28 protein-coding genes and 2 pseudogenes are annotated in these 24527 nt (G+C 60.9%); 14 read left to right on the top strand and 16 right to left on the bottom strand.

Annotated features, from left to right (window positions below; genetic code table 11):
- Positions 1 to 170: 170 nt before the first annotated feature.
- Entirely contained in the window at positions 171 to 1382 is a 1212-nt protein-coding gene (alaC, locus tag RG836_RS18805; RefSeq protein ID WP_310848327.1) for an alanine transaminase, read from the bottom strand.
- A gap of 137 nt (positions 1383 to 1519) precedes the next feature.
- Here alaC and RG836_RS18800 point away from each other — a divergent pair, with 137 nt between their 5' ends.
- Positions 1520 to 2182: a LysE family translocator gene (locus RG836_RS18800; RefSeq protein WP_310848324.1), complete on the top strand. Its 663-nt coding sequence runs from the start codon at positions 1520 to 1522 to the stop codon at positions 2180 to 2182.
- A 66-nt stretch (positions 2183 to 2248) separates the two neighbouring features.
- The gene (locus RG836_RS18795) at positions 2249 to 2737 is read left to right on the top strand and encodes a GyrI-like domain-containing protein (protein WP_310848322.1); all 489 of its coding nucleotides are present in this window, start codon (positions 2249 to 2251) and stop codon (positions 2735 to 2737) included.
- Here the strand turns inward: RG836_RS18795 and RG836_RS18790 are convergent.
- On the bottom strand, positions 2724 to 2888 hold the full coding sequence (locus tag RG836_RS18790) for a hypothetical protein (RefSeq protein ID WP_310848321.1): 165 nt from the start codon (positions 2886 to 2888) through the stop codon (positions 2724 to 2726). The two genes, RG836_RS18795 and RG836_RS18790, sit on opposite strands and share 14 nt — an antisense overlap.
- A 164-nt stretch (positions 2889 to 3052) precedes the next feature.
- Between RG836_RS18790 and RG836_RS18785 the strand changes: the two genes are divergently transcribed.
- From RG836_RS18785 to RG836_RS18775, 3 genes are all read left to right on the top strand, one after another.
- Positions 3053 to 3544 (top strand): GNAT family N-acetyltransferase, encoded by a 492-nt coding sequence (locus tag RG836_RS18785; RefSeq protein WP_310848319.1) that lies wholly within the window; start codon positions 3053 to 3055, stop codon positions 3542 to 3544.
- A 97-nt stretch (positions 3545 to 3641) separates the two neighbouring features.
- Entirely contained in the window at positions 3642 to 3917 is a 276-nt protein-coding gene (locus RG836_RS18780; RefSeq protein ID WP_310848317.1) for a type II toxin-antitoxin system Phd/YefM family antitoxin, read from the top strand.
- Positions 3901 to 4242 carry a type II toxin-antitoxin system RelE/ParE family toxin gene (locus RG836_RS18775; protein ID WP_310848315.1) on the top strand — a complete coding sequence of 114 codons (342 nt, stop codon included), beginning with the start codon at positions 3901 to 3903 and terminating at the stop codon, positions 4240 to 4242. The genes RG836_RS18780 and RG836_RS18775 overlap by 17 nt, the downstream gene beginning before the upstream one ends.
- Positions 4243 to 4255: 13 nt before the next feature.
- Here RG836_RS18775 and RG836_RS18770 read toward each other — a convergent pair whose 3' ends face one another.
- Positions 4256 to 4744: a GNAT family N-acetyltransferase gene (locus RG836_RS18770; protein ID WP_310848313.1), complete on the bottom strand. Its 489-nt coding sequence runs from the start codon at positions 4742 to 4744 to the stop codon at positions 4256 to 4258.
- A gap of 156 nt (positions 4745 to 4900) precedes the next feature.
- On the opposite strand from RG836_RS18770, the gene RG836_RS18765 reads away from it, so the two are divergent.
- The 4 genes from RG836_RS18765 to RG836_RS18750 all read left to right on the top strand — a co-directional run bounded on the left by RG836_RS18765 (position 4901) and on the right by RG836_RS18750 (position 7499).
- On the top strand, positions 4901 to 5335 hold the full coding sequence (locus RG836_RS18765) for a YybH family protein (protein ID WP_310848311.1): 435 nt from the start codon (positions 4901 to 4903) through the stop codon (positions 5333 to 5335).
- A gap of 79 nt (positions 5336 to 5414) precedes the next feature.
- On the top strand, positions 5415 to 5759 hold the full coding sequence (locus RG836_RS18760) for a YciI family protein (protein ID WP_310848309.1): 345 nt from the start codon (positions 5415 to 5417) through the stop codon (positions 5757 to 5759).
- A gap of 28 nt (positions 5760 to 5787) precedes the next feature.
- Positions 5788 to 6264, top strand: a complete 477-nt coding sequence (locus RG836_RS18755) for an SRPBCC family protein (protein WP_310848307.1) — start codon at positions 5788 to 5790, stop codon at positions 6262 to 6264.
- A complete protein-coding gene (locus RG836_RS18750) occupies positions 6264 to 7499 on the top strand; it encodes an RNA polymerase sigma factor (protein ID WP_310848305.1) in 1236 nt (411 codons plus the stop codon). The genes RG836_RS18755 and RG836_RS18750 overlap by 1 nt, the downstream gene beginning before the upstream one ends.
- Before the next feature lie 44 nt (positions 7500 to 7543).
- Here RG836_RS18750 and RG836_RS18745 read toward each other — a convergent pair whose 3' ends face one another.
- Positions 7544 to 8398, bottom strand: coding sequence for a LysR family transcriptional regulator (locus tag RG836_RS18745; protein WP_310848303.1), 855 nt, complete (start codon positions 8396 to 8398; stop codon positions 7544 to 7546).
- An 88-nt stretch (positions 8399 to 8486) separates the two neighbouring features.
- Between RG836_RS18745 and RG836_RS18740 the strand changes: the two genes are divergently transcribed.
- Positions 8487 to 8921: a multidrug/biocide efflux PACE transporter gene (locus tag RG836_RS18740; RefSeq protein ID WP_310848300.1), complete on the top strand. Its 435-nt coding sequence runs from the start codon at positions 8487 to 8489 to the stop codon at positions 8919 to 8921.
- A gap of 52 nt (positions 8922 to 8973) precedes the next feature.
- Here the strand turns inward: RG836_RS18740 and RG836_RS18735 are convergent, their stop codons facing one another.
- Entirely contained in the window at positions 8974 to 9732 is a 759-nt protein-coding gene (locus tag RG836_RS18735) for an SDR family NAD(P)-dependent oxidoreductase (protein WP_310848298.1), read from the bottom strand.
- 124 nt (positions 9733 to 9856) lie between these two features.
- Between RG836_RS18735 and RG836_RS18730 the strand changes: the two genes are divergently transcribed.
- Complete coding sequence (locus RG836_RS18730; protein WP_310848296.1) at positions 9857 to 10753, top strand: LysR family transcriptional regulator; 897 nt, start codon at positions 9857 to 9859, stop codon at positions 10751 to 10753.
- 160 nt (positions 10754 to 10913) lie between these two features.
- On the opposite strand, the gene RG836_RS18725 is transcribed toward RG836_RS18730, so the two are convergent.
- From RG836_RS18725 to RG836_RS18715, 3 genes are all read right to left on the bottom strand, one after another.
- A complete protein-coding gene (locus tag RG836_RS18725; RefSeq protein ID WP_046031989.1) occupies positions 10914 to 11636 on the bottom strand; it encodes a TylF/MycF/NovP-related O-methyltransferase in 723 nt (240 codons plus the stop codon).
- Positions 11633 to 12499: a 2OG-Fe(II) oxygenase family protein gene (locus RG836_RS18720; protein WP_310848293.1), complete on the bottom strand. Its 867-nt coding sequence runs from the start codon at positions 12497 to 12499 to the stop codon at positions 11633 to 11635. The genes RG836_RS18725 and RG836_RS18720 overlap by 4 nt, the downstream gene beginning before the upstream one ends.
- A gap of 262 nt (positions 12500 to 12761) precedes the next feature.
- A complete protein-coding gene (locus tag RG836_RS18715) occupies positions 12762 to 13784 on the bottom strand; it encodes a transporter (RefSeq protein WP_310848291.1) in 1023 nt (340 codons plus the stop codon).
- A gap of 283 nt (positions 13785 to 14067) precedes the next feature.
- Between RG836_RS18715 and RG836_RS18710 the strand changes: the two genes are divergently transcribed.
- A complete protein-coding gene (locus RG836_RS18710) occupies positions 14068 to 15690 on the top strand; it encodes a methyl-accepting chemotaxis protein (RefSeq protein ID WP_310848289.1) in 1623 nt (540 codons plus the stop codon).
- A 15-nt stretch (positions 15691 to 15705) separates the two neighbouring features.
- Here the strand turns inward: RG836_RS18710 and RG836_RS18705 are convergent, their stop codons facing one another.
- The 3 genes from RG836_RS18705 to RG836_RS18695 all read right to left on the bottom strand — a co-directional run bounded on the left by RG836_RS18705 (position 15706) and on the right by RG836_RS18695 (position 18687).
- Positions 15706 to 16890: a GAF domain-containing sensor histidine kinase gene (locus RG836_RS18705; protein ID WP_310848287.1), complete on the bottom strand. Its 1185-nt coding sequence runs from the start codon at positions 16888 to 16890 to the stop codon at positions 15706 to 15708.
- A 175-nt stretch (positions 16891 to 17065) separates the two neighbouring features.
- Positions 17066 to 17383 (bottom strand): PepSY domain-containing protein, encoded by a 318-nt coding sequence (locus RG836_RS18700; RefSeq protein WP_310848285.1) that lies wholly within the window; start codon positions 17381 to 17383, stop codon positions 17066 to 17068.
- A gap of 176 nt (positions 17384 to 17559) precedes the next feature.
- Positions 17560 to 18687 carry a glycerophosphodiester phosphodiesterase gene (locus RG836_RS18695; protein ID WP_310848283.1) on the bottom strand — a complete coding sequence of 376 codons (1128 nt, stop codon included), beginning with the start codon at positions 18685 to 18687 and terminating at the stop codon, positions 17560 to 17562.
- Positions 18688 to 18934: 247 nt separating this feature from the next.
- On the opposite strand from RG836_RS18695, the gene RG836_RS18690 reads away from it, so the two are divergent.
- Positions 18935 to 19261: a DUF2025 family protein gene (locus RG836_RS18690; protein WP_310848281.1), complete on the top strand. Its 327-nt coding sequence runs from the start codon at positions 18935 to 18937 to the stop codon at positions 19259 to 19261.
- Positions 19262 to 19398: 137 nt separating this feature from the next.
- On the opposite strand, the pseudogene RG836_RS27345 reads toward RG836_RS18690, so the two are convergent.
- The 4 genes and pseudogenes from RG836_RS27345 to RG836_RS18675 all read right to left on the bottom strand — a co-directional run.
- Positions 19399 to 19836: pseudogene (locus RG836_RS27345) on the bottom strand (methyl-accepting chemotaxis protein); the annotation flags it as partial.
- Between the two features lie 108 nt (positions 19837 to 19944).
- A pseudogene (locus RG836_RS27340) lies at positions 19945 to 20718 on the bottom strand (PAS domain-containing protein); the annotation flags it as partial.
- 183 nt (positions 20719 to 20901) lie between these two features.
- On the bottom strand, positions 20902 to 21978 hold the full coding sequence (locus RG836_RS18680; protein WP_310848277.1) for a diguanylate cyclase: 1077 nt from the start codon (positions 21976 to 21978) through the stop codon (positions 20902 to 20904).
- A gap of 166 nt (positions 21979 to 22144) precedes the next feature.
- Positions 22145 to 22753 carry a TetR/AcrR family transcriptional regulator gene (locus RG836_RS18675; protein ID WP_310848275.1) on the bottom strand — a complete coding sequence of 203 codons (609 nt, stop codon included), beginning with the start codon at positions 22751 to 22753 and terminating at the stop codon, positions 22145 to 22147.
- A 214-nt stretch (positions 22754 to 22967) separates the two neighbouring features.
- Between RG836_RS18675 and RG836_RS18670 the strand changes: the two genes are divergently transcribed.
- Positions 22968 to 24041, top strand: coding sequence for an MBL fold metallo-hydrolase (locus RG836_RS18670; RefSeq protein ID WP_310848273.1), 1074 nt, complete (start codon positions 22968 to 22970; stop codon positions 24039 to 24041).
- A 162-nt stretch (positions 24042 to 24203) separates the two neighbouring features.
- Here the strand turns inward: RG836_RS18670 and RG836_RS18665 are convergent, their stop codons facing one another.
- Positions 24204 to 24521 carry a helix-turn-helix domain-containing protein gene (locus RG836_RS18665; RefSeq protein ID WP_310848271.1) on the bottom strand — a complete coding sequence of 106 codons (318 nt, stop codon included), beginning with the start codon at positions 24519 to 24521 and terminating at the stop codon, positions 24204 to 24206.
- Between the last annotated feature and the right edge of the window lie 6 nt (positions 24522 to 24527).

The following is a 24527-nucleotide window of genomic DNA, read 5'->3' as shown; positions in this document are numbered from 1 at the left end:
TGGGCGATGAACAGGCTTTTTGTGGCGAGGGAGCTTGCTCCCGCTGGGGTGCGCAGCGCCCCCGAAACCGGCGAGCGCGGTGATTCAGGAAAACCGCATTGGCTGGTTTTGCGTCTGCTGCGCAGCCGAGCGGGAGCAAGCTCCCTCGCCACAGCGGGCTGCCGCAGTTCTCAGGATTTGCTGACTAAACCATCCGCCCTGAACATCCCGCGAATGCCGCGCACAGCCTGGCGGATGCGATCCTGGTTTTCGATCAGGGCGAAGCGCACGTGGTCGTCGCCGTACTCGCCAAAACCCACCCCTGGCGATACGCAAACCTTGGCCTCGGCCAGCAGTTTCTTGGCGAATTCCAGCGAGCCCAAGTGTGCGTAAGGTTCCGGAATTTTGGCCCAGACGTACATCGAGGCTTTCGGGTTTTCGACCATCCAGCCCAGCTCATGCAGGCCTTTGACCAGCACGTTGCGCCGTTGCCGGTATTGCTCGGCGATGTCCTTGACGCACTGCTGATCGCCTTCGAGCGCGGCGATGGCGGCCACTTGCAACGGGGTGAAGGTGCCGTAGTCGTGGTAACTCTTGATCCGCGCCAGGGCGTTGACCAGTTCCGGGTTGCCGACCATGAAACCGATGCGCCAGCCCGCCATGTTGTAGCTCTTGGACAGGGTGAAAAACTCCACCGCGATGTCCTTGGCGCCCGGCACCTGCATGATCGACGGGGCTTTCCAGCCGTCGTAGACGATGTCGGCGTAGGCCAGGTCGTGGATCACCAGCACATCGTACTGCTTGGCGAGGGCGATCACCCGTTCGAAGAAATCCAGCTCCACACACTGCGCGGTCGGGTTGGACGGGAAGCCGAGGATCATCATCTTCGGTTTCGGAATCGAGCCGCGAATCGCCCGTTCCAGTTCGGCGAAGAAGTCCACGCCGGGGATCAGGGGTACCGAGCGCACCTGAGCGCCGGCAATCACCGCGCCGTAGATGTGGATCGGATAACTGGGGTTCGGCACCAGTACCGTGTCGCCCTGGTCGAGGGTGGCGAGCATCAAGTGCGCCAGGCCTTCCTTGGAACCGATGGTGACAATGGCTTCGGTTTCCGGGTCGATGTCGACCTCGTAGCGTTCCTTGTACCAATTGGAAATCGCCCGACGCAGGCGCGGGATGCCCTTGGACGTGGAGTAACCGTGGGTGTCTTCGCGCTGGGCGACTTGCACCAGTTTTTCGACGATGTGCGGCGGCGTGGCCCCGTCGGGGTTGCCCATGCTCAAGTCGATGATGTCTTCGCCACGGCGCCGCGCAGCCATTTTCAGCTCGGCGGTGATGTTGAAGACGTAGGGGGGGAGTCGATCGATGCGCGCAAAGCGGCGCGGCGAACCTTGTTCGGCCATTGTTGCCTCGGGTAACGTAAGCGCCCGGAACCGTCCGAGCGACGCTGGCCACTGCGGTGGCCTGTGGCGGAAGATAAGGGCTGCGACGGTGGACTGTCCAGCCTGGGTGTGAACAATTTTTCCAAGGAAAAGGCTTGATGGAATTTACCAGTGGCTTCCTGCTGAGCCTGTCGCTGTGCCTGGATATCGGCGTGGCCAATATCGCGATGATCACCCTGGCCATGCAGCGCGGCTATTTCCAGGGCTTCGCGCTGGGGCTCGGGACTTGCGTCGGCGACTTGATCTACGCGGTGCTGGCGCTGGCCGGGATGACCGTATTGCTGCAATACGAAAGCGTGCGTTGGGTGCTGTGGATCGGCGGTTCGGCGTTGTTGGTGTACTTCGCGGCGAAGATGCTCTATTCGGCGATTCACCACGAGGCGGCACTGGAGCAAAGCGCAGAGGTGGGGCACAACTCCCATCGCAAGGAATTCCTGCGCGGGATTTTCCTGGCGATGTCGTCGCCCAGCGCAATCCTGTGGTTCGCGGCGGTCGGCGGCACGCTGATCGCCCGTTCCGGTGGCGGCGGGCCGCTGAGTTCGGCGCTGTTCCTCAGCGGTTTTCTGTGCGCCGGGCTGCTGTGGTGTGCCAGCCTGTGCTTCGCTGCCAGCCACGGCGGCAGGCTGCTGGGAGATAAATTGCTGCGTTATTCTTATCTGGCATCAGCGGCGATCTTCTGCTATTTCGCGGTGTACGTGATTGTATCGGGGTACAACGAGTTCGTCGGTGGCGCAGGCGCGGCAGTTGTTTCAGGCGTGTAACACTTCTGATCCGGCGGGGCTTCTATACTCCCCGCCTAACCCCTTATTTGTCCCAGGAGTTGAGTCATGGATGAGCACACACACGTTGATCCGGCAGCGCCACGGTTCGAGCACGGCCAGTTCCTGTTAATCGCCGGATTGGGCGGGCGTTTCACGGCTGAAACCACCCACAAGATTCCGGAACTGTGGGAGCGATTCATTCTGCAGATCGACAGCATTCCCGATCAGGTCAACGAAGTCACTTACGGCATCTGCTGCAACCCTGACGGCAAGGGTGGCTTTGAATACATCGCCGGGGTCGAGATCAGCAAACTTGATGACCTGCCGGACGACTACCGCTGGGTGGAAGTGCAACCGCAGCGCTACGCAGTGTTCGAGCACAAAGGCGCCCTCGATCAGCTACCGCAGACCTTCCAGTACATCTGGAAAACCTGGCTTCCGCAGTCCGGACAGCAAGCGGCGGACGCGCCGGAGTTCGAGCGTTACAGCGAGGATTTCAACCCGAAGCTCAACACCGGCAAGCTGGAAATCTGGCTACCGCTTAAGAGCGATTGACCTTGCGCAGCGGCGGGGCGGTACGGACCGCCGCGCCGCGCTGTTTTTCCTTGAAGCGTTTACGCGCCCGCTGCCAGTCCACCAGCAACGTGATCAGGCCAAATGCACTGATGGTGATCAGCAACGTCAGGCCTATCTGAACCTTGTCCATGCTCGTTTGCCCTCTTCAATGTGCGAGACAGGGCAGCAGAAATACCGGCAAATGCAGGGCAACAACAGCGCTTATACGCAGGCTTTACGGCGCGCGCGATGATCGATACGAAGACCTTATTCCTTTATCATCGCCGGCCTTGCCACCGCTGATTTGTTGCCGCCATGACCACCATTATTCGCCCCGTCACCGCCACCGACCTGGACCGGTGCTACGCCATCGAAACCCTGGCTTACGAGGGCGATGAAGCCGCCACCCGGGAAAAAATCGCCACCCGCATCGCCACTTGGCCGGAGGGATTCATCGTCGCTGACGTGGAAGGCGTTGTAGCCGGTTTCATCAATTCCGGTGCGGCGTTTGACGTGCAGATGTCCGACGAAGCCTTCAAGGAACTGATCGGCCACGACCCCGCAGGCCCGCATGTGGTGGTGATGTCGGTGGTGGTGCACCCGGACTTCCAGGGCCAGGGCCTGGCGAAGCGCTTGCTCGGCGAATTCATCCAGCGCATGCGCGATCTGGGCAAAGCCAGCATCCACCTGATGTGCAAGGAGCAGCACATCCCCCTCTACGCCGGATTTGGCTTCGCCTACCTCAAGCCATCGGACTCGGAGCATGGCGGGATGGCGTGGCATGAGATGGTGTTGGTGTTGCGCTAACCAGCGCCAGGATGTTGTGCTAAGTCTTTTATTAGCCTAAATTTGGGCCTTGTTGCGGTCCGGCCTTTTCGGAGCCGGTTAGGCGAGGAAGTGAACCATGCGAGTTGAAACGATTAGTTTCGTCAAAAAAAACGCTGCGGCTCTGGATCTATCGGAACCGATGCTGGTGACGCAGAACGGAGTACCGGCCTATGTCATTGAATCTTATGATGAGCGCCGGCGCAGGGATGAAGCCATTGCACTGATTAAGCTGCTTTCATTTGCGTCGCGAGACAAGGAACAAGGCAAGCTCATAACGGGCGATACGCTGTTGGAACGTTTGGCAAAACGTCGTCAGTTGCCTCCAGAAGATGACAATGACCAAGACGTATAAAGTTGAGTTTGCGACCGCGGCGGAGCACGGCTTTATTGCGATGGAACACTACTTGGCACAGCAGTACGGCGCGCGTAAAGCCGCGCAGTTAGTCGACCAGTTGGTTTTGCAAACGATCACGACACTGAGTGAGCACGCTCATAGTTTCCCTATTTGTCAGCAGGCGGCGTCTCTCGGTGTGACCCACTTCCACGAATACTTGCCCATGGGGCAGCGTGTTCTATACGAAGTGTTCCCTAATGAGAATCTTGTCGTCGTGGTTTTAGTCATAGGCCAGCGGCAAAGTGTCGAGAAGCAGTTCCTTGATTATTGTTTGTCGCTTTGAGTTGTTGAACACATCATGGGAACACCCACCCCATCCGCCGCTCATACCCAACCCGCCCCTTATACGCCTCGCCGCTGTAGACAAAGCCAAACCGCGCATACAGCGCAATAGCCGCTTCGTTGTCGGCGTCCACTGATAATTCCAGCCCCTTGATCTCCGGCCAGGCCTCGCGCGCAACAGCGGGCAAGGCTTGCAGGCAGGCTTTGCCGTAGCCTTTGCCTTGGGCGCGGTGGTCGACTTGCAGGGCGTGCAGGGTGGCGCTGTGTTCGCTGGCCCAGGCGGGCAGGGCGGGTGGGCGTTTCAGTAGCAGAAACGCCACCGGCACGTCGTCGGCCAGCAGGGCAAAGCCTTTGACTCCGCTGCTCTGTCTGGACAGCACCGCGTGCAAGGCGCCGTGAATGTCGCCGGAATACTTGAGCTGTTGCGGGTGAACTTCAATCGCCTCGACTTGCTGACGCTGCACGGCGTTAAGGCTTTCGTAGGGCACGAGTCGGGTGGTCACGGGCGACATCCTTTTTTACTGCGTTTTTCGTCATCAAGCGTGGTGGCGGATTCTAGCCAGTTGCGGCTGCTGATAATTTTTTATTTACGCTGTCGATTGCTTGCGACGCCAGACGACTAAGGATGTCTTCACCGATTTCTCATTGGGAGAACCACCATGAGTACCGCTGCCGCAAAGACTGAAATCCAGATGCTGATCGACACTTACCGCCAAGCCGTGTCGGCCAAGGATGTCGATACCATCATGTCGTTCTACGACGAGAGCATCGTTGCGTTCGATGCCATCCAGGCGCTGCAATTCGTCGGTAAGGCCGCTTACCACCAGCATTGGCAAGCCTGCATGCAAATGTGCCCCGGCCCGCACATGTTCGAGTTCCAGGCGCCGACCATCACCGCCGGCGAAGACGTGGCGTTCGCCCACTGGCTGGCGCAGTGCGGCGGCACCAATGAGCAGGGGGAGATGCAGTCGTGCTGGATGCGCGCCAGCGCCGGTTATCGGCGGATCAACGGGCAATGGCGGATTGTCCACGAGCACTGGTCGGCGCCGTTCGACCCCGCCAGCGGCGCTGCGCTGTTCGACCTCAAGCCCTGAGCCACGGCTGATCGTCGGGCCATGTCGCCAAAGTGCCGATCAGCGACCATAGTTGAACAGCTCGATCAAGGAGACGCCCATGAAATACCTATGCCTGGTCTACAGCGACGAGAACCTTCTGCACAGCCTGCCCGATAGCCCGGAAGACGCCGAATGCATGGCCTACGCCGAGTCGGTCCAAGGCAGTGGCCGGATGCTCGCCGCCGAGGCCCTGGAATCGGTGCAGACCGCGACTACAGTGCGCATGCGTGGCGGCAAGTTGTCGATGACCGATGGCCCGTTCGCCGAGACCAAAGAGCAACTGGCCGGCTTCTACCTGATCGATGCCAAGGACCTCAACGAAGCGCTGCAGGTCGCCGGGCACATCCCGGCGGCCCGGGTTGGCAGTGTGGAGGTGCGTCCGGTCCGCGAATTGAATCCCTGAGAACAAGCACAACAACAGGATCCTTGCCATGACTGCTCAACCTGCCCCGTTCGAGTTATCCATCAGTCGCCTGATCGACGCGCCCCGCAGCAGACTGTTTCGCGCCTGGACCGAGCCCGCGCTGCTCGCCCAGTGGTGGGGCCCGCACGGCATGACCACCCCGGAGTGCGAAATGGACCTGTGGGTGGGCGGGCAATTCCGCACCCTGATGCGCGCGCCGGATGGCAGTGAATACCCGAACACCGGCGTGTTTCTGGAAATCGTCGCCCCGGAGCGCCTGGTGTTTACCGACGCCTTCATTCCTGGCTGGATTCCTTCGGGCAAGCCCTTCATGGCGGCCAAAGTCACCTTCGAGGACATGCACGGCAAAACCCTTTACACCGCGTGCGCCATGCACTGGAACGAGGACGATCGCCAGGCCCACGAGGCCATGGGCTTCCACGACGGTTGGGGGCAAAGCCTCGATCGCCTGGTGACGCTGGTGACCGAAGGCATGCGCGACTGATGCCGACTGACGCGGTCAAGGCCCAGGTCGAGCGGGTTTATCGCGAGGAGTCGCGGCGGATACTCGCCACACTGATTCGTTTGCTGGGGGATTTCGACCTCGCCGAAGAGGCGCTGCACGAGGCGTTTTTTATCGCGGTCGAGCGCTGGCAGCGGGACGGCGTGCCGGACAATCCGCGCACTTGGCTGGTGTCCACCGGGCGCTTCAAAGCCATCGACATGTTGCGCCGACGGGCGCGGTTCAATGCGTCCAAGCCGATGCTGATCGCCCAGCTCGAAGCCCTGGAGCAGGCCGACTGGAGTGACGAAGACGTGGAAGACGATCGCCTGCGGCTGATCTTCACCTGCTGTCACCCGGCACTGGCGGCCGACGCGCAAGTGCCGCTGACCCTGCGTGAAGTCTGCGACCTGACCACCGAGCAGATCGCCCACGCGTTTCTCTCGGCGCCCAGTGCCATCGCCCAGCGCATCGTGCGGGCCAAGGCGAAAATTCGCGATGCGAAAATCCCTTATCAAGTGCCGTCCCTGGCGGAATTGCCCGAGCGCCTCGACAGCGTGTTGCGGGTGATTTACCTGGTGTTCAACGAAGGTTATTCGGCTTCGGTCGGCACCGAGCTGACCCGCGAGGACTTGAGCCGCGGAGCCATCCGCCTCGGCCGTTTACTCGCGCAGTTGTTGCCCGAGCCGGAGGTCCTGGGTTTGCTGGCCCTGATGCTGTTGCACGAGGCCCGCCGCCCGGCCCGCACCTCCACCAGCGGCGAGTTGATCGTGCTGGATGAGCAGGACCGCGCGCTGTGGGATGCCGACCTGATAGCCGAAGGTTGTGCGCTGGTCGAAGCCGCGCTCGGGACCCGGCGTTTCGGTCCGTATTGCCTGCAAGCGGCGATTGCTGCGGTGCACGCCGAAGCGCCCAGCGCCGAGGCCACCGACTGGCCGCAGATCGTCGGGCTGTACGACGTATTGCTGCGCGCAATGCCCTCGCCGGTGATCGAACTCAATCGCGCGGCGGCGCTGTCCAAACGCGATGGACCGGCAGCGGCGCTGGTCTTGGTCGAGGCAATTTTGCAGCGCGGCGAGTTGCTGGATTATCACTTGGCGCATTGCGCCCACGCTGAGTTCTGCCGCCAATTGGGCCGGGTCGACGAAGCGCGGGCCGCGTATGAACGAGCGCTGCAATTGACCCAGCAAGGGGCGGAGCAGCGATTTATCGAACGGCGCTTGAGCGAGCTTGACTGACCGCTTACCTGTGGCAGCGAGCCTGCTCGCGAATGGCCGCACCTCTAGTCCAACATCTTGCCCAGCAACCAACTTCCCGCCGGCCCCGGCGGATGCAGTCGCGACCACAGGGCATCGACAAACACCGGTTTCGGCCAGCCGCGCACCTTCAATTCTTGCAGCACGCCGGTGCCGAAGCGCCCCACCAGCCAACGGGGCAGCGGGGCCCAGCCGAAACCCAGCTCGGCCATTTCCAGCAGCATCAAGTAACTCGGTGCCGACCAGACTCGACCCTGAGCGCGGGTTTCATAAGGATTGACGATGGTCGCCAGGCGCAGCTCGCGATGCTGTTGCAGCACCTCTTTATCGATGTGCGCCGCTTGCGCCAGCGGATGACCCTGGGCAACGAACAGCGCAATCTCGGTCCGCTCATCCACCGTGGCGCTGACCAGGTCTGGCGGGTAAACCTCCTGCATTTCGGCGAACGCCACGTGCGCGCGACCGCGTTGCACCAACGCCACCAAGTCATCGCATTCGGCAATCAGGCATTCAAGTTCGAGGTCCGGGTAGCGTTGTTCGAACGCACTCAGCGCTGCTTCGAAGCGGTTCGATTGGTAAGTGTCGGAAATCGCCACCGTCAGCTTCGCCTCCACGCCTTGGGACAACTGGCTGGCGGTCATCGCCAGGCGACTGTTGGCGGCGAGGATGTCTTCGGCCCGTTGCAACATCACGTGGCCGGCCGGGGTCAGGCTGGGGTTGCGGCTGCTGCGGTCGAACAGCACCAGATTGAGGTCGATCTCCAGGCTGGCGATCGCAGCGCTGATGGTTGACTGGCTCTTACCCAATTTGCGTCCGGCCGCGGAAAACGAGCCCTGGGTCGCCGCTTCGACAAACGCCAGCAATACTTCGTGGGAGGCCATGGTCTATCGCCCTGGTCGATGGTTATTGGTTAGGAAGTATCGGCGTGCTGCTGGATGATCGCAACCATCGTCATTCAGGAGTCGGGACATGAACCTGCAAAAGTCTTTCACCGAACGGGTGCTGCAAGCCGTTGGTTTCGAGTTGCTGGCGGTAATGATCTGTACGCCGTTGCTGGCGTGGATCATGGACAAACCGCTGTTCGACATGGGCGTGGCCACCGTGGCCATCGCCGCGTTGGCACTGGCCTGGAATGTGGTGTTCAACGGCGTGTTCGACCGCGCGCTCAAACGTTGGTCGATCGCCCGGACGCCGTGGGTGAGGGCGGTGCATGCGTTGTTTTTCGAGGGCGGTCTGGTCGCGCTGGGCGTGCCGCTGGTGGCCTGGTGGCTGGAGATCAGCCTGTGGCAAGCCTTCCTGCTGGACATCGGCGTGTTGCTGTTTTTCCTGCCGTACACGTACTTGTATCACTGGGGCTATGACGTGATGCGCGAGCGGTTACTGAGCAAAACTGCGGTTCATTAAACGCCGCCGTGGCAAGGGTTTCAGCCCTCGCCACTTCGTGGGTTTTAGCCGTTCAGATAAACATCCCGCCAGACGCTTCGATCCGCTGGCCGTTGATCCAGCCACTGCCTGGTGCCAGCAACATCGCCAGTGCGCCGCCGATATCATCCGCCTCACCGGCGCGGCCGAGTGCGGTGTTGGCGGCCACGAATCGGTTGACCTCAGCATTGTCCCGCACCATGCCACCGCTGAAGTCAGTGGCGATGGCGCCGGGGGCCAGGGTGTTGACCACAATCCCGCGGGCGCCCAGTTCCTTGGCCAGGTAACGGGTCAGCACTTCCATCGCGCCTTTCATCGCCGCGTAGGCGCTCATGCCGGGCAGGGCGAAACGCGCGAGGCCGCTGGAGATATTGATGATGCGCCCGCCGTCATTGAGTTGCGGCAGCAGTTGCTGGGTGAGGAAAAACGGTCCTTTGAAGTGGATGTTCAGCAGCAGGTCGAATTGCTCTGGCGTGGTGTCAACGAAATCGGCATGCAGGCCGATCCCGCCATTGTTGATCAGAAAGTCGAATCGCTCGCGACCGAATTGGTCCTTGAGGATCGCGCTGAACCGCGCGCCGAAATCGCCGAAGCTTTCGCTGCGGCCGACGTTCAGCTGCAGCATCGTCGCACGGCCGCCCAATTGTTCGATCTGTGCGACCACGGCTTGCGCCTCGGCCTCCTGGCTGTTGAACGTGCCGATGATGTCGACACCTTGCGCGGCCAGGTGCAAGGCAGCGCTTTTGCCGAGGCCGCGGCTAGCGCCGGTGATCAGGGCGATTTTACGGGTCATGGTGATTCCTCAAGGGTGATGGGGGAGGCGATGTGAGGAAGTGTATTTATCCGCGACAAGGTGATAAACGTAGCGGAAACGAAATCACTGATCGGTTTAGCCGAACAATTCAGGCGTCAAACCCATGAACAAACTGGACCTGTTGCGCACCTTCGTCCGGGTGACCGAAATGTCGAGTTTCACCCTGGCCAGCGAAAGCCTCGGCCTGCCGCGCTCCAGCGTCTCGGAGCAAGTACAGGCGCTGGAAGCGTTAGTGGGCACGCGGTTATTACAGCGCACCACGCGCAAAGTGCAGGCGACCCAGGATGGATTGGTACTTTACGAGCGCAGTAAAGACCTGCTGTCGCACATGGACGAAATCGAAGGCCTGTTCCGCCAGGACGCCAGCGCGCTGGTGGGGCGGATCCGGGTCGACATGCCGAACATTCTCGCGCGCCGCGTGGTGATGCCACGGCTGCCGGAGTTCATGGCGCTGCACCCACACCTGGCACTGGAGATCAGCACCACCGACCGCCGCGTGGACCTGCTCAGCGAAGGCTTCGATTGCGTGGTGCGGGTCGGTGCGCAGCCGGATCAAAGCGTGGTGGCGCGGCACCTGTGCGATTTCGTCATGGTCAACTGCGCCAGCCCGGCGTACCTCGAACGCTACGGCGTGCCCGAAGGCCTTGAAGACTTGGCGCGGCATCGGCTGGTGCATTACGTCGGTGTGCTGGGCTCGCGCTCGGAAGGGTTTGTGTATCAGGTCGACGGGCAGGTGCACCGGGTACCGATGGACGGCAGCGTCACAACGAATAACAGCGACGGTTATGAATCGGCGTGCCTGGGTGGATTCGGCTTGATCCAGGCGCCCATCATCGGCATGCGCCCGTATTTGCTCAGCGGGGAGTTGGTGGCCGTGTTGCCGCAATTCACGGCGCCCGCCATGGAAGTCTCACTGCTTCATGCCCGACAGCGACACCTGCCGTTGCGGGTCAGGGCGTTCATGGATTGGCTGGGGCAAGTGATCAGGGCGGTGGCTTGAGCAATCCCCGATGGATTGAGGTCAGCCAGAATCTTCAGCCAAAAACAAAACCCTGTGGGAGCGAGCCTGCTCGCGAAGAGGCCGGTACAGTCGACATCATCGTCGGTCGTGCCAGGGCTTTCGCGAGCAGGCTCGCTCCCAGTGGTTTTGCAGGGTTGGGTCAGACGTGGAAGTAACCCACGCACGAGTCAAACGGCAGGCGCTTGAGTTCGATTTTGTTCAGGTCGAGCACTTCACGCAAGGCTTTGGTTTCGCCGGGGAAGTTACGGTAGGCGACTTCGTCCAGGACCACGATTGCGCCTTTAGGCATGTACGGCAGGAAGGTTTCCAGGGCGACTTTGGTCGACTCGTACAGGTCGGTGTCGAGGATCAGCATAGCCACCACCAGATCCGGACGGGTCTTGACCCACTCTGGCACGGTCTTGACGATGTCACCTTTCACCAGCTCGCAACGCGGGATGCGGTTGACCGGGCGCAGCAGGTCGTTGGCGTCGATCATGTCCTGGATCAGCGACTGGTCGGTGTCGGAGAACATGGTCTCGTTGACGTCCGCCGGGTCTTCTTTTTTGTCGATGCTCTGGAAGCCTTCGAAGGTGTCGAAGCCGACGATCGAACGGTTGATCGCGTAAGGCTCGAGAATCATCGACAAGTGCATGTACAGCATCAGCGAGTTGCCCTTGTACACACCGCACTCGATGATCGCGCCGGGTACTTCGGCGACTTTCTTGAACAGCTCCATGCGCGACAGGGCAGCGGTCACGCCGATGCGGTTGGCGAACACGAACGGCGCGTCGGCCACGTACTCGGCATCGACCCGTTTCAGGACGTTGGCGCGGGTTTCGTTGTACTGGGCCTCGGCGGGCGTGATGCGACGCTTGGTCATTGCTGGATTCCTTGGAAATTCGAAAAGTCGTGAGCGTGGAAATAATCTTTGAAGCCCGCGCCGACATCCGGGCAGGCGCTGTCAACGTTGATGGCGCCGCGGTTGTGCTTGAGATCGTCGAGGTGCATCAGGCGGAAATCCACGCTGAAGCGGGTGCGGTCGGTGTGGTTGGCGACGGTGCCGTGCAGGTGTGAGCCGGAGAAAATCAGCATGTCGCCGCTGTTACCGGCCACCCGCACTTCGGACGCGCTGTTGATCGCTTCGAGCGGCACCGGATGCACCCGGACTTCCTCCTTGAGGTTGTCCTTGGCCTTGTGCCGCTGGTTGTTGATCCAGTCGTTCAGGCTCCATTCGCTGGAGGTGTTCTTCACCGGCACGTCGAAGTAGCCGCCATTGATCATCATGGTCTGGTCGGGGCTGATGGTGTGCACCGGCATCCAGGTGTTGATCTGACAATCGACACTGCCGTACCAGGTATCGCGATGGGGTTTGTAGGCGTAGCTGACGCCGGCGTGCAGGTACTCATAGTTCGGTACCACGCGAATGCGCGGCACGTCGAAAATGTACTCGCGCGGGTCGACGCCGATCTCGTCGATGAACGCCAGGATCAAGTCCTTGGCGCGCTGACTGTTGGTGAACTGGCCCTTGAGCCGGGTCACCAGAACCACGAATTCTTCCACGGGCATCAGCGTGTGCAACGCCTGGTGCCGGGTTTCGCCGTCGAACGCGGCGGTGATGCTTTCCTGAGCGAAAGCGCACAGGTCTTTGGCCGCGCGCAACTGCGTGTTCAGGAAAATATCGCCGGCGTAAATGGCTTCTTTGAAGTCAGCTTTTTGCTGAAGCTGATTGATGTACAGATTCACGGTTCCTCTCCTGAATACATCGAGTCTCTATAAAGTCGGCCACACGTTAGCAAACTGAAGTGCGATCTGGCGGATGGTAGGACAATAACCCGCGAATGGCCGGAACCCGCAACGAAACCTGTGGCAGGAGCGGCTTGCTCCCAAAACCATTCAACCCGGTTGTGTCAGCCATAAATGAGGCAGTAGGGGTTAAGGGCCGCTTCGCGCCCCAACGGGGGCGAGCCCCCTCACCACAAGACAAATCCAGGTCGATCGCCGGCCGCTAATAATCCCGCCGCTTGCGAAACGCCCAGCGCCCGGCTATGACGGTGAAGGTCACAACCAGCGCCACCAGCACCCAGAAGCCGTGCGGGTCGCCGGCCAGGGGGACGCCGCCGACGTTCATGCCGAAGAACCCGGCGATGATGTTGATCGGCAGCGCCAGCACCGTGACCACGGTCAGGGTGAACAGCGTGCGGTTGCTTTGTTCGTTGAGGTTGGCGGCGATCTCTTCCTGCAGCAATTTGATCCGCTCACCGAGGGCCGTGAGGTCGTTGATGATCAGCGCAAACTCCTCGGTGGATTTGCGCAACTCCTTGACGTCCTCCTTCTGCAACCACGGCGGCGGCCGGTTCAACAGGCGCAGCAGCGAGCCCGGTTCCAGCGCCAACAGCCGTTGCAGGCGCACCAGTACCCGGCGGTTGGCGCCCAGCTCGGCGCGGTTGGTGGACAGCCGGGACGACAGCAACTCATCTTCGATCTGGTCGACGCTGAGACTGGTCTTGCGCACGATCTGCGTCAGCACTTCGCCCTGGTCGCGCAGCAAATGCACCAGCAGTTCCAGCGGCGAACGGAAATGCTCGCCGGCCTTCACCGACGAGCGCAGCTTGTCCACCGAGTGCAGCGGTTGCAGACGCGCGCTGATAATCAACTTGCTGCGCACGCACACCCACAGGGTCGAGACGTCCGAGGAAACCATGCTGCTGAGGTTGAACACCACGTCGTTGACCACCGCCAACAGCGCCGAATCGACATGCTCGATGCGCGTCGACCGCGACCCTTCGTGCAGCGCCTCGAAAAACTCGTCGGGCAGCGCCAGGTGGCTCTTGATCCAGCGCTCGCACGCCGCGTGGGCCAGGTTCAGGTGCAGCCAGAGGAATTCGTCGCTGTCATCCAGATGTTGCAGGCTGCGCAACGCCATTGCCGAATCGATCTCGCGGCCACGTTCGCCGGGGCGAAAACTGAAACCGTAGAGCAGGCCGAACAGGTCCGAATCGCGATGACTGTGGTCGAGGCTATGGTTCATGGCGGCTCGCAGAAAGGAGGTGCATGTCGCAGGTTTACGGATTCAAGCAAACCCCATCATCGCAACCGAATCTGACGGTTTTGTGACCGTTCCATGGCGCCATAAATCCGCCTCTACCGACGGTCGGATAAACCTCAAGAACCGCTCTGGCACGCCGATCTCGCTTGGGTTAAGTTGCGCTCCCCGGCCATGAGCCGGGGTGCAGACAGGGAGGTCGACCATGTTCACGCCGGTGCTATCACGCCTGGGCGGTGTACCCCATTCCTGTCATGAGTAGTCCTCGATGTTGCAGAAATCCCTGAGAGCGCAAATCCTTGCCCTGCTAAGTGGCAGCTTGCTGGCGATGCTGTTGATCGCGCTGGCCTGCTTTCATTTTCTGTCCAGTGGCGTGCAGAGCTACAGCCAACTGATCGCCGGGCCGTTGCACACCTCGCAGTTGATCGATGAGGCCAACTTGCAATTCAAGGTTCAGGTGCAGGAATGGAAGAACGTCCTGCTGCGCGGCAAGCAGCCGGCGGATCTGGACAAATACTGGAAGCAGTTCGAAGAACGCCAGCGGGATGTGCAGCGGATTCTCGGCCAGTTGGCCGGGCAGGCGGGTATTGAGCCTGCCCTGAAAACCCGCATCGAACGTCTGCGGGAAGAGCACCGACTGCTGGGCGCGGCCTACCAGAAGGGCCGCGATGCCTACGTGGCGGCGGGCGCCGATCCGACGGCGGGGGACAACGCCGTCAAGGGTGTTGACCGAGCGGCCAGTGAACAAATGAGCGAGCTGGTGACTGAACTGCGTCAACAGGGCAACGAGCAATCGGCCCTGATCAGCGCCAGTGCCGAGCGCACGGTGTTGCTGGGCGTGGTGGTGATGCTGGCGTCCGGTTTGCTGATTGCGCTGCTCAGCCTGTGGCTGATCAACCGCAACCTGGTGGAGCCGATTCGCAAACTGATCGACTACGTGGCGCAACTCAGCCAGGGCAAGTTTGCCGAACGCGTGGCCAGCGACCGGCAGGATGAACTGGGCAAACTGGCAGTGGCTGCCAACACCTTGCGCGACTTCCTCGCGGAAACTTTCACCCGCTTGCAACGCAGTGCCTCGGACCTGGACAGCGCCAGTGGCGAATTGAACGCCATCGCGACCATCATGGCCAGCGGCACCAGCGAGCAGTTCAACCGCACCGACCAAGTGGCCACGGCGATGAACGAAATGTCCGCCACTGCCCAGGAAGTCGCGCGTCATGCCGCCGATGCCGCACGAGCCGCGGACGACGCCGATCAATCGGCGCAGCAGGGCGAGAAAGTCATGCAAGGCACCATCCACACCATCACGCGCATGCGCGGCGAAATCGCCAACACCGCCACGGTGATCCGTCAGTTGGAAACCGACAGCGGGCGCATCGGCAAAGTGCTGGAAGTGATTCGCGGCATTGCCGAACAGACCAATCTGCTGGCGCTGAACGCCGCGATCGAAGCGGCGCGTGCCGGTGAGGCGGGCAGGGGCTTTGCGGTGGTGGCCGATGAAGTGCGCAGCCTCGCGCAACGCACGGCGGCGTCGATCCTGGAAATCAATCAGATCATTGAAACTGTGCAAACCGGTGCGGTGGACGCTGCGCAAGCCATTGAGAGCGGCCAGTCGCGCAGTGAAGAGAGCGTCGAGCAAGTGACCCAGGCCGGCGCCATGCTGGAGCGCATCACCCTGGCCGTGGAAGCGATTCGCGACATGAACCGCCAGATCGCTACCGCCGCCGAAGAACAAACCTCGGTGGCCGAAGACATCTCGCGCAACCTGACCGAGATCACCTCGATCGCCAGCACCAACCTCGACAACGTTCAGCGCACGGAGTCCGCCAGTCGCAACCTGCATGGCCTGTCCGGGCAATTGAACGAGGTGACGGCGCGCCTGAGCGCCTGATGTTGCGCGCGCCGGTCAAGCCTGCGGGCTGGCCGGCAAGCTGAAGGTAAACGCGGTGCCGTCCTGTGCGGTCGAGGTGACCTGCAGTTGCCCGCCGTGGGACTGGGCGATCTGGCTGGCGATGTACAAACCCAGGCCCAGACCAGCCTGGGGCGTGTCGCGAGTCGGTCGGGAGTAGGGCAGGAACAGTTGCGGCAGAATCTCGTCGGCGATCTTGCCCGGGTTTTTCACCCTCAACTGCAGCGCGCCGTGCTCGACCTGCGCGCTGACTTCGACTTCGCCCTGTGGCTCGCCATGGACCATCGCGTTGGCCAGCAGGTTGGAGAGCAATTGACCGACACGTTCGCGATCAACCCGTAGCCCCTGCAAATCCCCGATGGACGCACGGATGCGGCGCTGCGGGTGCACGTTCTGGATTTCCTCGATCACATGGTTCAGCGTCGGCGCCAGGTCGCTGCACGGCGCCAGGTTGACCGGGATGCCGTTGCCCAACCGACCCCGGGCGAAGTCGAGGACATCGTCCACCAGTTGCGAAGCGCGTCGGGTGCTGCTGAGGATATGCCCCAGCAATTTGTCGCCGCTGGCGTTGGCCAGTTTGCGCTGCAGCATTTCCGCCGCCGCACTGATGGCGAACAGCGGGTTGCGCAAGTCATGGCCGAGCATCGCGATGAACTGCTCGCGGAACTCAGCGGTTTGCCGTTCCTCAATCAGAGCAGTCTCGGTTTGCTGCTGGTTTTCCTCGGCCTCAATCTGCAACGCCAGCAAACGCGCGAACGACTCCATGGTGCTCTGGATGGCGCTGGATTTGAGTTCGGCAGGGTTGGGGTCGAGGGCGCAGATGGTGCCGAAAAAGCTGCCGTCGCTGCGGAACACCGGCACCGAGATATAGCTTTCAAACTGATACAGGCGCGGCGTGTGGTGGTTGCAATACAAGGGGTCGGCGCTGGCCTTGTCGATCACCACCGATTGATGCGCGGAACGGATCTCGTGGCACAGGGTGGTGACCACATCCAGTTCGCCGCCGACTTGCAGGCCGAAGTCCAGTTGATCAAGCACCGCGCAGGCGGTCCAAGAATCCTCGGTGACCCGCGCTACTGCGGCGAAGCGCATGCCGGTCATTTCCCGAATCACTTGAAGGAGCGCCGGCACCGCGCTGATGCGACCGATGGTGGCGATGTCTGCTGCCGCGCTCGGCCTCATAACAAGGGTTCCCTACTGCATCGCCATGCGGTGTGCATGGGGCTGACGTGGGGATTCTAACTGCCCGGCGGCCAGTTGGCGCTAGCGGGTTGTCGGCTAAAGGGGTTCAGAGCAGCGCAAACGTGAAAAAGCCGCGCAACCCTATGGATTGCACGGCTTTGCAGACGAGATTTGATCAGTCGTCTTTTTTGTTCTTCAGCACTTTGCCGGTGGCGGCGTCCAGCTCAACGTCCCACTCTTCGTTAGTGGTGGCGTTGCGCAATTCAACTTCGTATTCATAACCGTTGAAGCGCTTGTCCAGGTCGGTGTCTTTGATGGTAAAGCCTGGGTGCAGGTCCAGCGCGATCTTGTTCAGTTCTTCTGGCGACTTGATCTTGCCTTCCTTGACCAGCCCAGGAATCTGATCGACTCGGACATCATCATCGGCCTGGGCCAGGCCGGCAGCGGTGAAGGTCAGGGCAGCAGCGGTAAACAGGGCAGTCAACGTTTTCATAAGTTCTTTCCTTGGGTGAGCTATTTAAGTGGCCTCAGGTTATCTCTGGCAACTTAACTCACCCTTAATTCCAAACATTACCGCCATTCAAGTCGGCAGACCTGGTTTCACCTACAACCTTGTTGGAGCGAGCCTGCTCGCGAACGCCTCAACTCGGTCCCCAGCCAAGCGCTCCATCAATACCCATTGTTACGCAGCAACTGATCCACCGTCGCTGCCGCCGGCCGCTTGTAGAACTTCAGCAGTTCACTGGCGCGGTTGGTGAAAATGCCATCGACGCCCGCGTCCATGACTTTCTGATAGTCCACATCGGCGTCTACGGTGTAGACGTGCACCAGCAAGCCTTGGTCGTGGGTGTACTGGTTCATCCAGGGCTGCACCAGGTCGGAGTAACTCTGGTCGCCACCCTTGGTCAGCAACGCCGACGGGCCGGTGCCGATCGCGCCTTGGCGCTTGGCGTAATCAACCCACCGCTGGAATTCGGCCTTGGATTTCGGCTCTTGTTTGGCGTAGTAGGTGGCCTTGTCCTTTTCCCCGGATGCAGCGAAGGTCACGTTCGATTTCGGCTCGATGCTGCCAGGGCCGACCCACAGCAAGAGGATTTTCGGTACTTGCGGCATTTCCTTGTGCAGCAGTTCGAGGCTGCTTTTTTCGAAGGTTTGCAGCACCACCTTACCGTTGCCACGACCGACGGCGGCGTCGCTGAGGGCCGGTTTAGTCCCGGCCGGGTTCAACCAGCCGCGTGCCTGGAGCTTTTTCTTCAGGTCCGCCTCGATGCCAGGAAACTGCTTCGGCTCTTTGGTCTCGATGTACAGGCCGGGTTTGTGCAGCGGATTGGCTTCGGCAATGTCGATCACTTCATCGAGGGTCAGAATCTGCAAACCGGCGTAGGACGGCCGCGCACGATTGGGGTAAGCGGTGTTGAACCAGGTGCCGGCATCGAGGGTTTTCAGTTCTTTCATGGTGAACTGGTTCGCGGCTGCTGCTTTGCGCTCAGGAAACTTGGTGGCGACGTCCGTGGTGCGTTGCAGGTTGTCGTCATGCAAGGCGAATAACACGCCATCCTTGCTGCGTTGCAGGTCCAGTTCCAGGTAATCGGCGCCGAGATCGCGGGCGACTTTATAGGCCGGGGCCGTGGATTCCGGGGCGTCGAACGAGGCGCCACGGTGGGCGATCACGGCCGGGTGCGGGATGCCGTTTTCGGCTGCCAGGTCGGCGGGGCTGATCGCGCTGGCGGCGTGGGCCTGGCCGACGCCAAGCAGCAGGCTGAGCAGCAGACCGGTTTGGGTGAAAGTCGCGGGCATGTTCGAGGTCCTTTCGCAAATCTGTTGGAGACGTCTCTTTTAACAACTGAGCGCGGCGAGCGCTATCGCGAGACCGACCTAAACGTACGTTTCATGATTTTTCTCACACAACCGCTCACGGCATTGCAGTAGGCTTAGCGTCGGCAGTTTCCCCATCAGAGGGTCATCCGATAAACGCTGCCGCGTCACCGCCCTGCGTGTAAACCATCGATCCACCGTCCCACGGGACGCAACCTTGAGGTTTACCATGCGCATCACTTCCCAGCTCATCTGCCAGGCCGCCGACCAGCTCAATGGCTTTGTCGGCCTCAACCGCAAAACCCGCCAGTATTTGGTTCGCTTCAGCGAAGACGCGTTCGGCATGGACGTGGCCGACGACGGCATCGTGCCCGCCAGTGAGTTCGTCTGGACCGCCGGGCCCGATCACACCATGACCCTGAGCCGCGAGCGCATCCAGTTGTTGCTGGAGCAGAACATCGACGACCGGATCAACATCAGCGAACCGTTGCGGGTGTACATGAGCAAGCGGGATGTGCCGGAGATTGTGGCGGTGCGCAGTCGGGTCAGTGGTTGATTTTGATGACCTCTTCGCGAGCGGGCTCGCCCCCACAATGGATCTGCGGTGTACACGAATGCTGGGCTCACAGAACAACTTTGTGGGAGCGAGCCTGCTCGCGAATGCAGTCACCTCGGGCTTAAGTTAAAAACCGGTCACCCCGCGGTTCGCTCATTGGCAAACATGCTCACCGCCCGCACCGCATGGCTCGCGCCGTCGCGAATCTGCAGGATCACAATGCCCGCCTGATCCGCCAGGCCGACCCCTTCTGCCGCGCGGTCGCGGGTGCCGTCCATGCTTTTGATCGCCAGCCGGGTCTCACTTTGGATCAAGCCAATCATGGTGGAAATCTCCATGGTCGAGCCGCTGGTGCGTGCTGCGAGTTGCCGAACCTCGTCAGCCACCACCGCAAAGCCGCGTCCCTGTTCCCCCGCGCGCGCCGCTTCGATGGCGGCGTTGAGCGCCAGCAAATTGGTCTGGTCGGCGATGCCGCGAATGGTGTTGACGATGGCGGTGATCTGCTCGGAGCGCTCGCCCAATTGCGCAATCAGTGCTGACGATTCATCGATGTTGGCGGCGATATCGCGCATTTCGCTGGCGGCTTTCTGAATCACTTCAGTGCCCTGTTCGGCGACGCGGCGAGTCTCGACCGAGATGTGATACGCCTCGCTGGCACTGCGCGAATCCTGCTCGTGCTGCTCGACCCGCGCGGTAACGCAGGAGGCGAACTTGACCACTTTGCAAAGGGTGCCGCTGGCGTCGTAGACCGGGTTGTAATTGGCTTCCAGCCACACGGTGCGCCCGTGTTTATCGACGCGCTCGAACTGGCCGCTGAAGAACTGGCCCTGATTGAGACGGCGCCAGAAATCCTGATACTCGCTGCTTTTTGCCTGCTGCGGGGTGCAGAACATCGAGTGATTCTTCCCTTTGAGTTCAGCAAGGCTGTAACCCATGCGGTTCAGGAAATTCTGATTGGCGCTGATGATAGTGCCATCCAGGTTGAACTCGATCACCGCCATGGCGCGGTCGATGGCCTGCAGCTTGGCGTTCGACTCGCTTTCCTTTTGCACCTTGGCAGTCACGTCGAGGGCGTATTTCACCACTTTCACCACCCGGCCGGTCTCGTCCTGGATCGGGTTGTAACTGGCCTCCAGCCATACCGTCCGGCCTTGGCTGTCGAGGCGCTCATAAGTGCCGGACTCGAACTGCGCGTTTTTCAGGCGGGCCCACAATTGTTCGTAGTCCGCACTGCGGGCGAAGCTTGGGGTGCAGAATTTGCGGTGCGATTGGCCGATCACCTCGGCAGCGCCGTAACCCATGGTTTTGAGGAAGTTGTCGTTGGCCTGCAACACCGTGCCATCGAGGTCGAATTCGATCACGGCCATGGAGCGATCGATGGCGTCGAGCAGGGCGGTTTGGCGGCTGATCAGGAGTTGCTGTTGATCGAGGACGATTTTATGTCGATTGAATAGCATGGGCTGCTCGGCTGGGAGACACGTGAAGTTGGTCCCTGGGACAACAGTTGCAGGCCGAATGAATATCGATCGGCGTTATCTGCTGATTGCCGGCGTTCCCTTACTGGCACAACGACACTTATACAAAACCCCGCAAACTTGTACAAGTTTGCGGGGTTTTAATAATTTTGTATAAGTTTTGCCTTAGGCCGGAAGACCGCTGGTTTGAGCCTGCGGGTGAATGTCCGTGGCCACGCATATTTTGTTTCTCCCAGTGTTCTTCGCGGTGTACAGCGCCTTGTCCGCCTGATCGAGCCAGGCGGCGGCGTCGGCGAATGCCCCTTGATAAGGTGCCAGGCCGATGCTCAGGCTGACGCGCAATTGGTGAACGTCGCGGTGCCGGTAATTGGCGAACACATCCCGCAGACGCTCCATGTACTCCTTGGCCTGGTGCACCGGCATGTTCGGTAGGATCGCGCAAAACTCGTCGCCGCCGTAACGCCCGATCAACTCGCTGTCGCGCAGCAGGAGCTGCAACTCGCGGCTCAACTGGCGCAACACCGAGTCGCCGACGATATGCCCGTAGGTGTCATTGATGGCCTTGAAATGGTCGATGTCGATCAGTGCGATGGACACCGGCATTGGCTGCTCACGGCACTTTTCGAAGCGCCCGTGCAGCAAGTCCTTCCAGGCACCGTGGTTGAGCAAACCGGTCAGGCTGTCGGCGCGGCTCAGCGCACCGAGGGTGCGTTTGTGTTCGGAGAGCTTGATCGCCAATTTGTAACTGACCAGACCCAACGCCAGCGGATACAGGGTGAGCATCGGCAGGCAGGCCAGCACTTGTGCCTGAGTCGTGGTGAAGGTGAAATTGAAGCCGAAGATCAGCCACCCCACCAGCGCCCCGCCGGCTTGCGCGAGCGCACCGAGCGCAAACAATCGCTGGCCACCGGCGGCCACGTTGTTCATCGTCATCATCGACAAAATGGTGACCGCAGTCAGCGGATTGAACTGTACGGCGGCGGCCCAGAAACCACCGAACAGCGAGTCATACACCAGGTTGCGGCGCTCGGCCTGATAGGGGAATACCGAGTGCGACGCCAGTTGATAGGCCGCGTGCGGCCAGACGAAGCCATTGAACAGCATCAGCCCCCAGACCCACATCGGCATGTTCAACGGGTAGAGCGCGACCGCCACGCTGATGAAGCCGATACCGAGACCGATCACCCTGGGCAGGTAAATCCGTTTGGCAAACGACAGCCCTTTTCCGCGATGGTTTTCCATAGATACCTGCGCCAGATTCATTCGGAAACAATTTTGCCGTGTCGGAAAGGCAGCGACTGTCGATCCGCCGTTCAGCGGACATTGTCATTTATTCCAAGGGCAATGATCAGTGGCCTATGAAGCCATTTATCGGCTGAATGACCGGGCAATGAAGGGCAGGGCGCGGCTAAATTTGATAGCCGGCGAGGAACAGATCCATCGCCGATTCCGCCACTTGGGTCTGCGCTTGCGAGGTGAGCGGCGGCTGGCCCATGGAAATCTGCGGCCAGAAGGCGAATGACTTGAGCAAGCCGTGCATTTGTTGTGCGGCGAACGTCGGGTCGACGGGTTTCAGTCGACCGTCGGCCTGCGCGGCGCGGATCCAGGTTGTGAGGCTCTCTTCGCGCTCTCCCATGCGCTCGACCATGTTGCGCGCGCGGTCCGGTGAATGGAGGGTGGCGGCAATAGCCACCCGCGCCAGGTTGAGGAAATTGTCATCGGCCAGCAGTTGCAGCTTGCCCTGCAACAACTGTCGCAATTGCTCGCGAAGGGGTTGATCGGCGCGGTAGGGGATGTCGAGTTCGGCGCTGACGCGGGTCCACAATTGGCTGAGGATTTCGGCGAACAATTCTTCTTTGCTGGGGAAGTGGTTGTACACCGTGCGCTTGGACACTCCGGCGCTGGCGGCAATCCTGTCCATGCTGGTGACATCGAAACCGTGGGCACGGAATTCGCTGATCGCCGCCTGGATGATGGCTTCGCGTTTACGATCGGTGAGGCGCTGTGGAGCTGTCATAAATACGCTTCGGCAGGAAAAAGGGAAGAATTACACTCGGCAGTTTACTTACTAACGACTTTGTTGCAAGGTAGAAACTACACCGAGCAGTGTAGTCCTTTGCTGACTCTGCTGTTGGAGCACCACCGTTAGGCTAATGCGTGCATGCCTTGGCCCCTTAATCTTCCAGTAAGAAAAATCGCCGATGCTGCGGTTTTTCTGGAGTTACTCCGTCATGGCCAATCCAGTGTCTTCCCGCGACAACAGCGCCTCACCCGAAGCTTCACGCCGCACCGATGGCGCGTTTCGCAACCATGCGCCGGTGCAGCGCGAAGGCTTTCGCAAAACCCTGCGCATCCTCTGGAACGTGATCTTCCACAAACCGCGCACCACCCGGCCTTCGGGCGCGGTGCCGGTGCGGGCGCTGACCCAGGCCGACTTGCTGGCCGCACCCAATCACAGCGTCTTCCGGCTTGGCCATTCCACCCTCCTGTTGAAGCTGCGCGACAAATTCTGGCTGACTGACCCGGTGTTCGCCGAACGCGCATCGCCGGTGCAGTGGGCTGGCCCGAAACGCTTTCACCAGCCGCCGATCAGCCTCGATGAACTGCCGCCGATCGAAGCGGTGATCCTGTCCCACGACCACTACGATCACCTCGACCACCAGACCGTGCTGACCCTCGCGCACAAAACCCGGCATTTCCTCGCGCCGCTGGGCGTGGGCGATCGGCTGATCAAATGGGGCGTCGACGCCAGCAAGGTGCGGCAACTGGATTGGTGGCAAGGCACGGAAGTCGATGGCATCCGCTTCATCGCTACACCGTCACAGCATTTCTCCGGCCGCGGCTTGAGCGACGGCAACAGCACGCTGTGGGCGTCCTGGGTGATCATCGACGACGCCACGCGGATCTTCTTCAGCGGCGATTCCGGTTACTTCGACGGCTTCAAACGCATCGGCGAGACGTACGGCCCGTTCGACCTGACCCTGATGGAAACCGGCGCCTACAACGTCGAATGGCCGCACGTGCACATGCAGCCCGAACAAAGTCTGCAGGCGCACCTCGACCTTAAAGGTCGCTGGCTGCTACCGATCCACAACGGCACCTTCGACCTGGCAATGCACGCCTGGCACGAACCCTTCGACCGCATCCTCGCCCTGGCGTGGGAGCGCAGCGTCGCCATTACCACGCCGCAAATGGGCGAAGCGTTCACCTTGACCGAGCCACACCGCGGCCGCGCCTGGTGGCTGGAAGTGGACGGGGTGGTGCAGGAAAAAGAGAACGTAGCGTGTAGCGGCTACAAGTCATGACGCGTTTTCCTACGGATGTGAGCGCATTGGACGAGGGCAAACCGGCGGTTCGCGGGTGACCATCGAATAGCCTGACCCCCGCCCACGGGTTTTAGCGAGTGGTGGTGGTCAGGTGAAAAACACTTCAATCCGCCCGGTGCTCCTTTCTTCAACGCCTGATGGTCACTCAATCATCCCGTAATCCGACCGTGCCATCGGGTCTGGCGTGGAGCCTCTGACGTTCATCCCGCGCCCCGGCGCGAAGCCTGGGAAGAACACCAACCCTTCTGCCTCGAAGCGGAACGCCAAGGCCAAGCGCGTGACGTCGAGCAGTTCGCCACCAGCCTCGAAGCGTTCGATGGCGTCCACCGATGCGCCGGATTCCCGGGCCAGGGTGTCGACGCTCCAGCCCAGCATGGCGCGGGCCTGGGCGCAGTGGTGGTGGGTGAATTGGAACAGGACGATGCGTTCCAGGGTGACTTTCATTGCGACTGAGGCCATGGGGGT

The organism is Pseudomonas rhizozeae (genome assembly GCF_031583775.1).
In the GTDB taxonomy this organism is placed as follows: domain Bacteria; phylum Pseudomonadota; class Gammaproteobacteria; order Pseudomonadales; family Pseudomonadaceae; genus Aquipseudomonas.
Note: the sequence above shows the minus strand (reverse complement) of the source record. Positions and strands in the feature narration are given on the sequence as shown.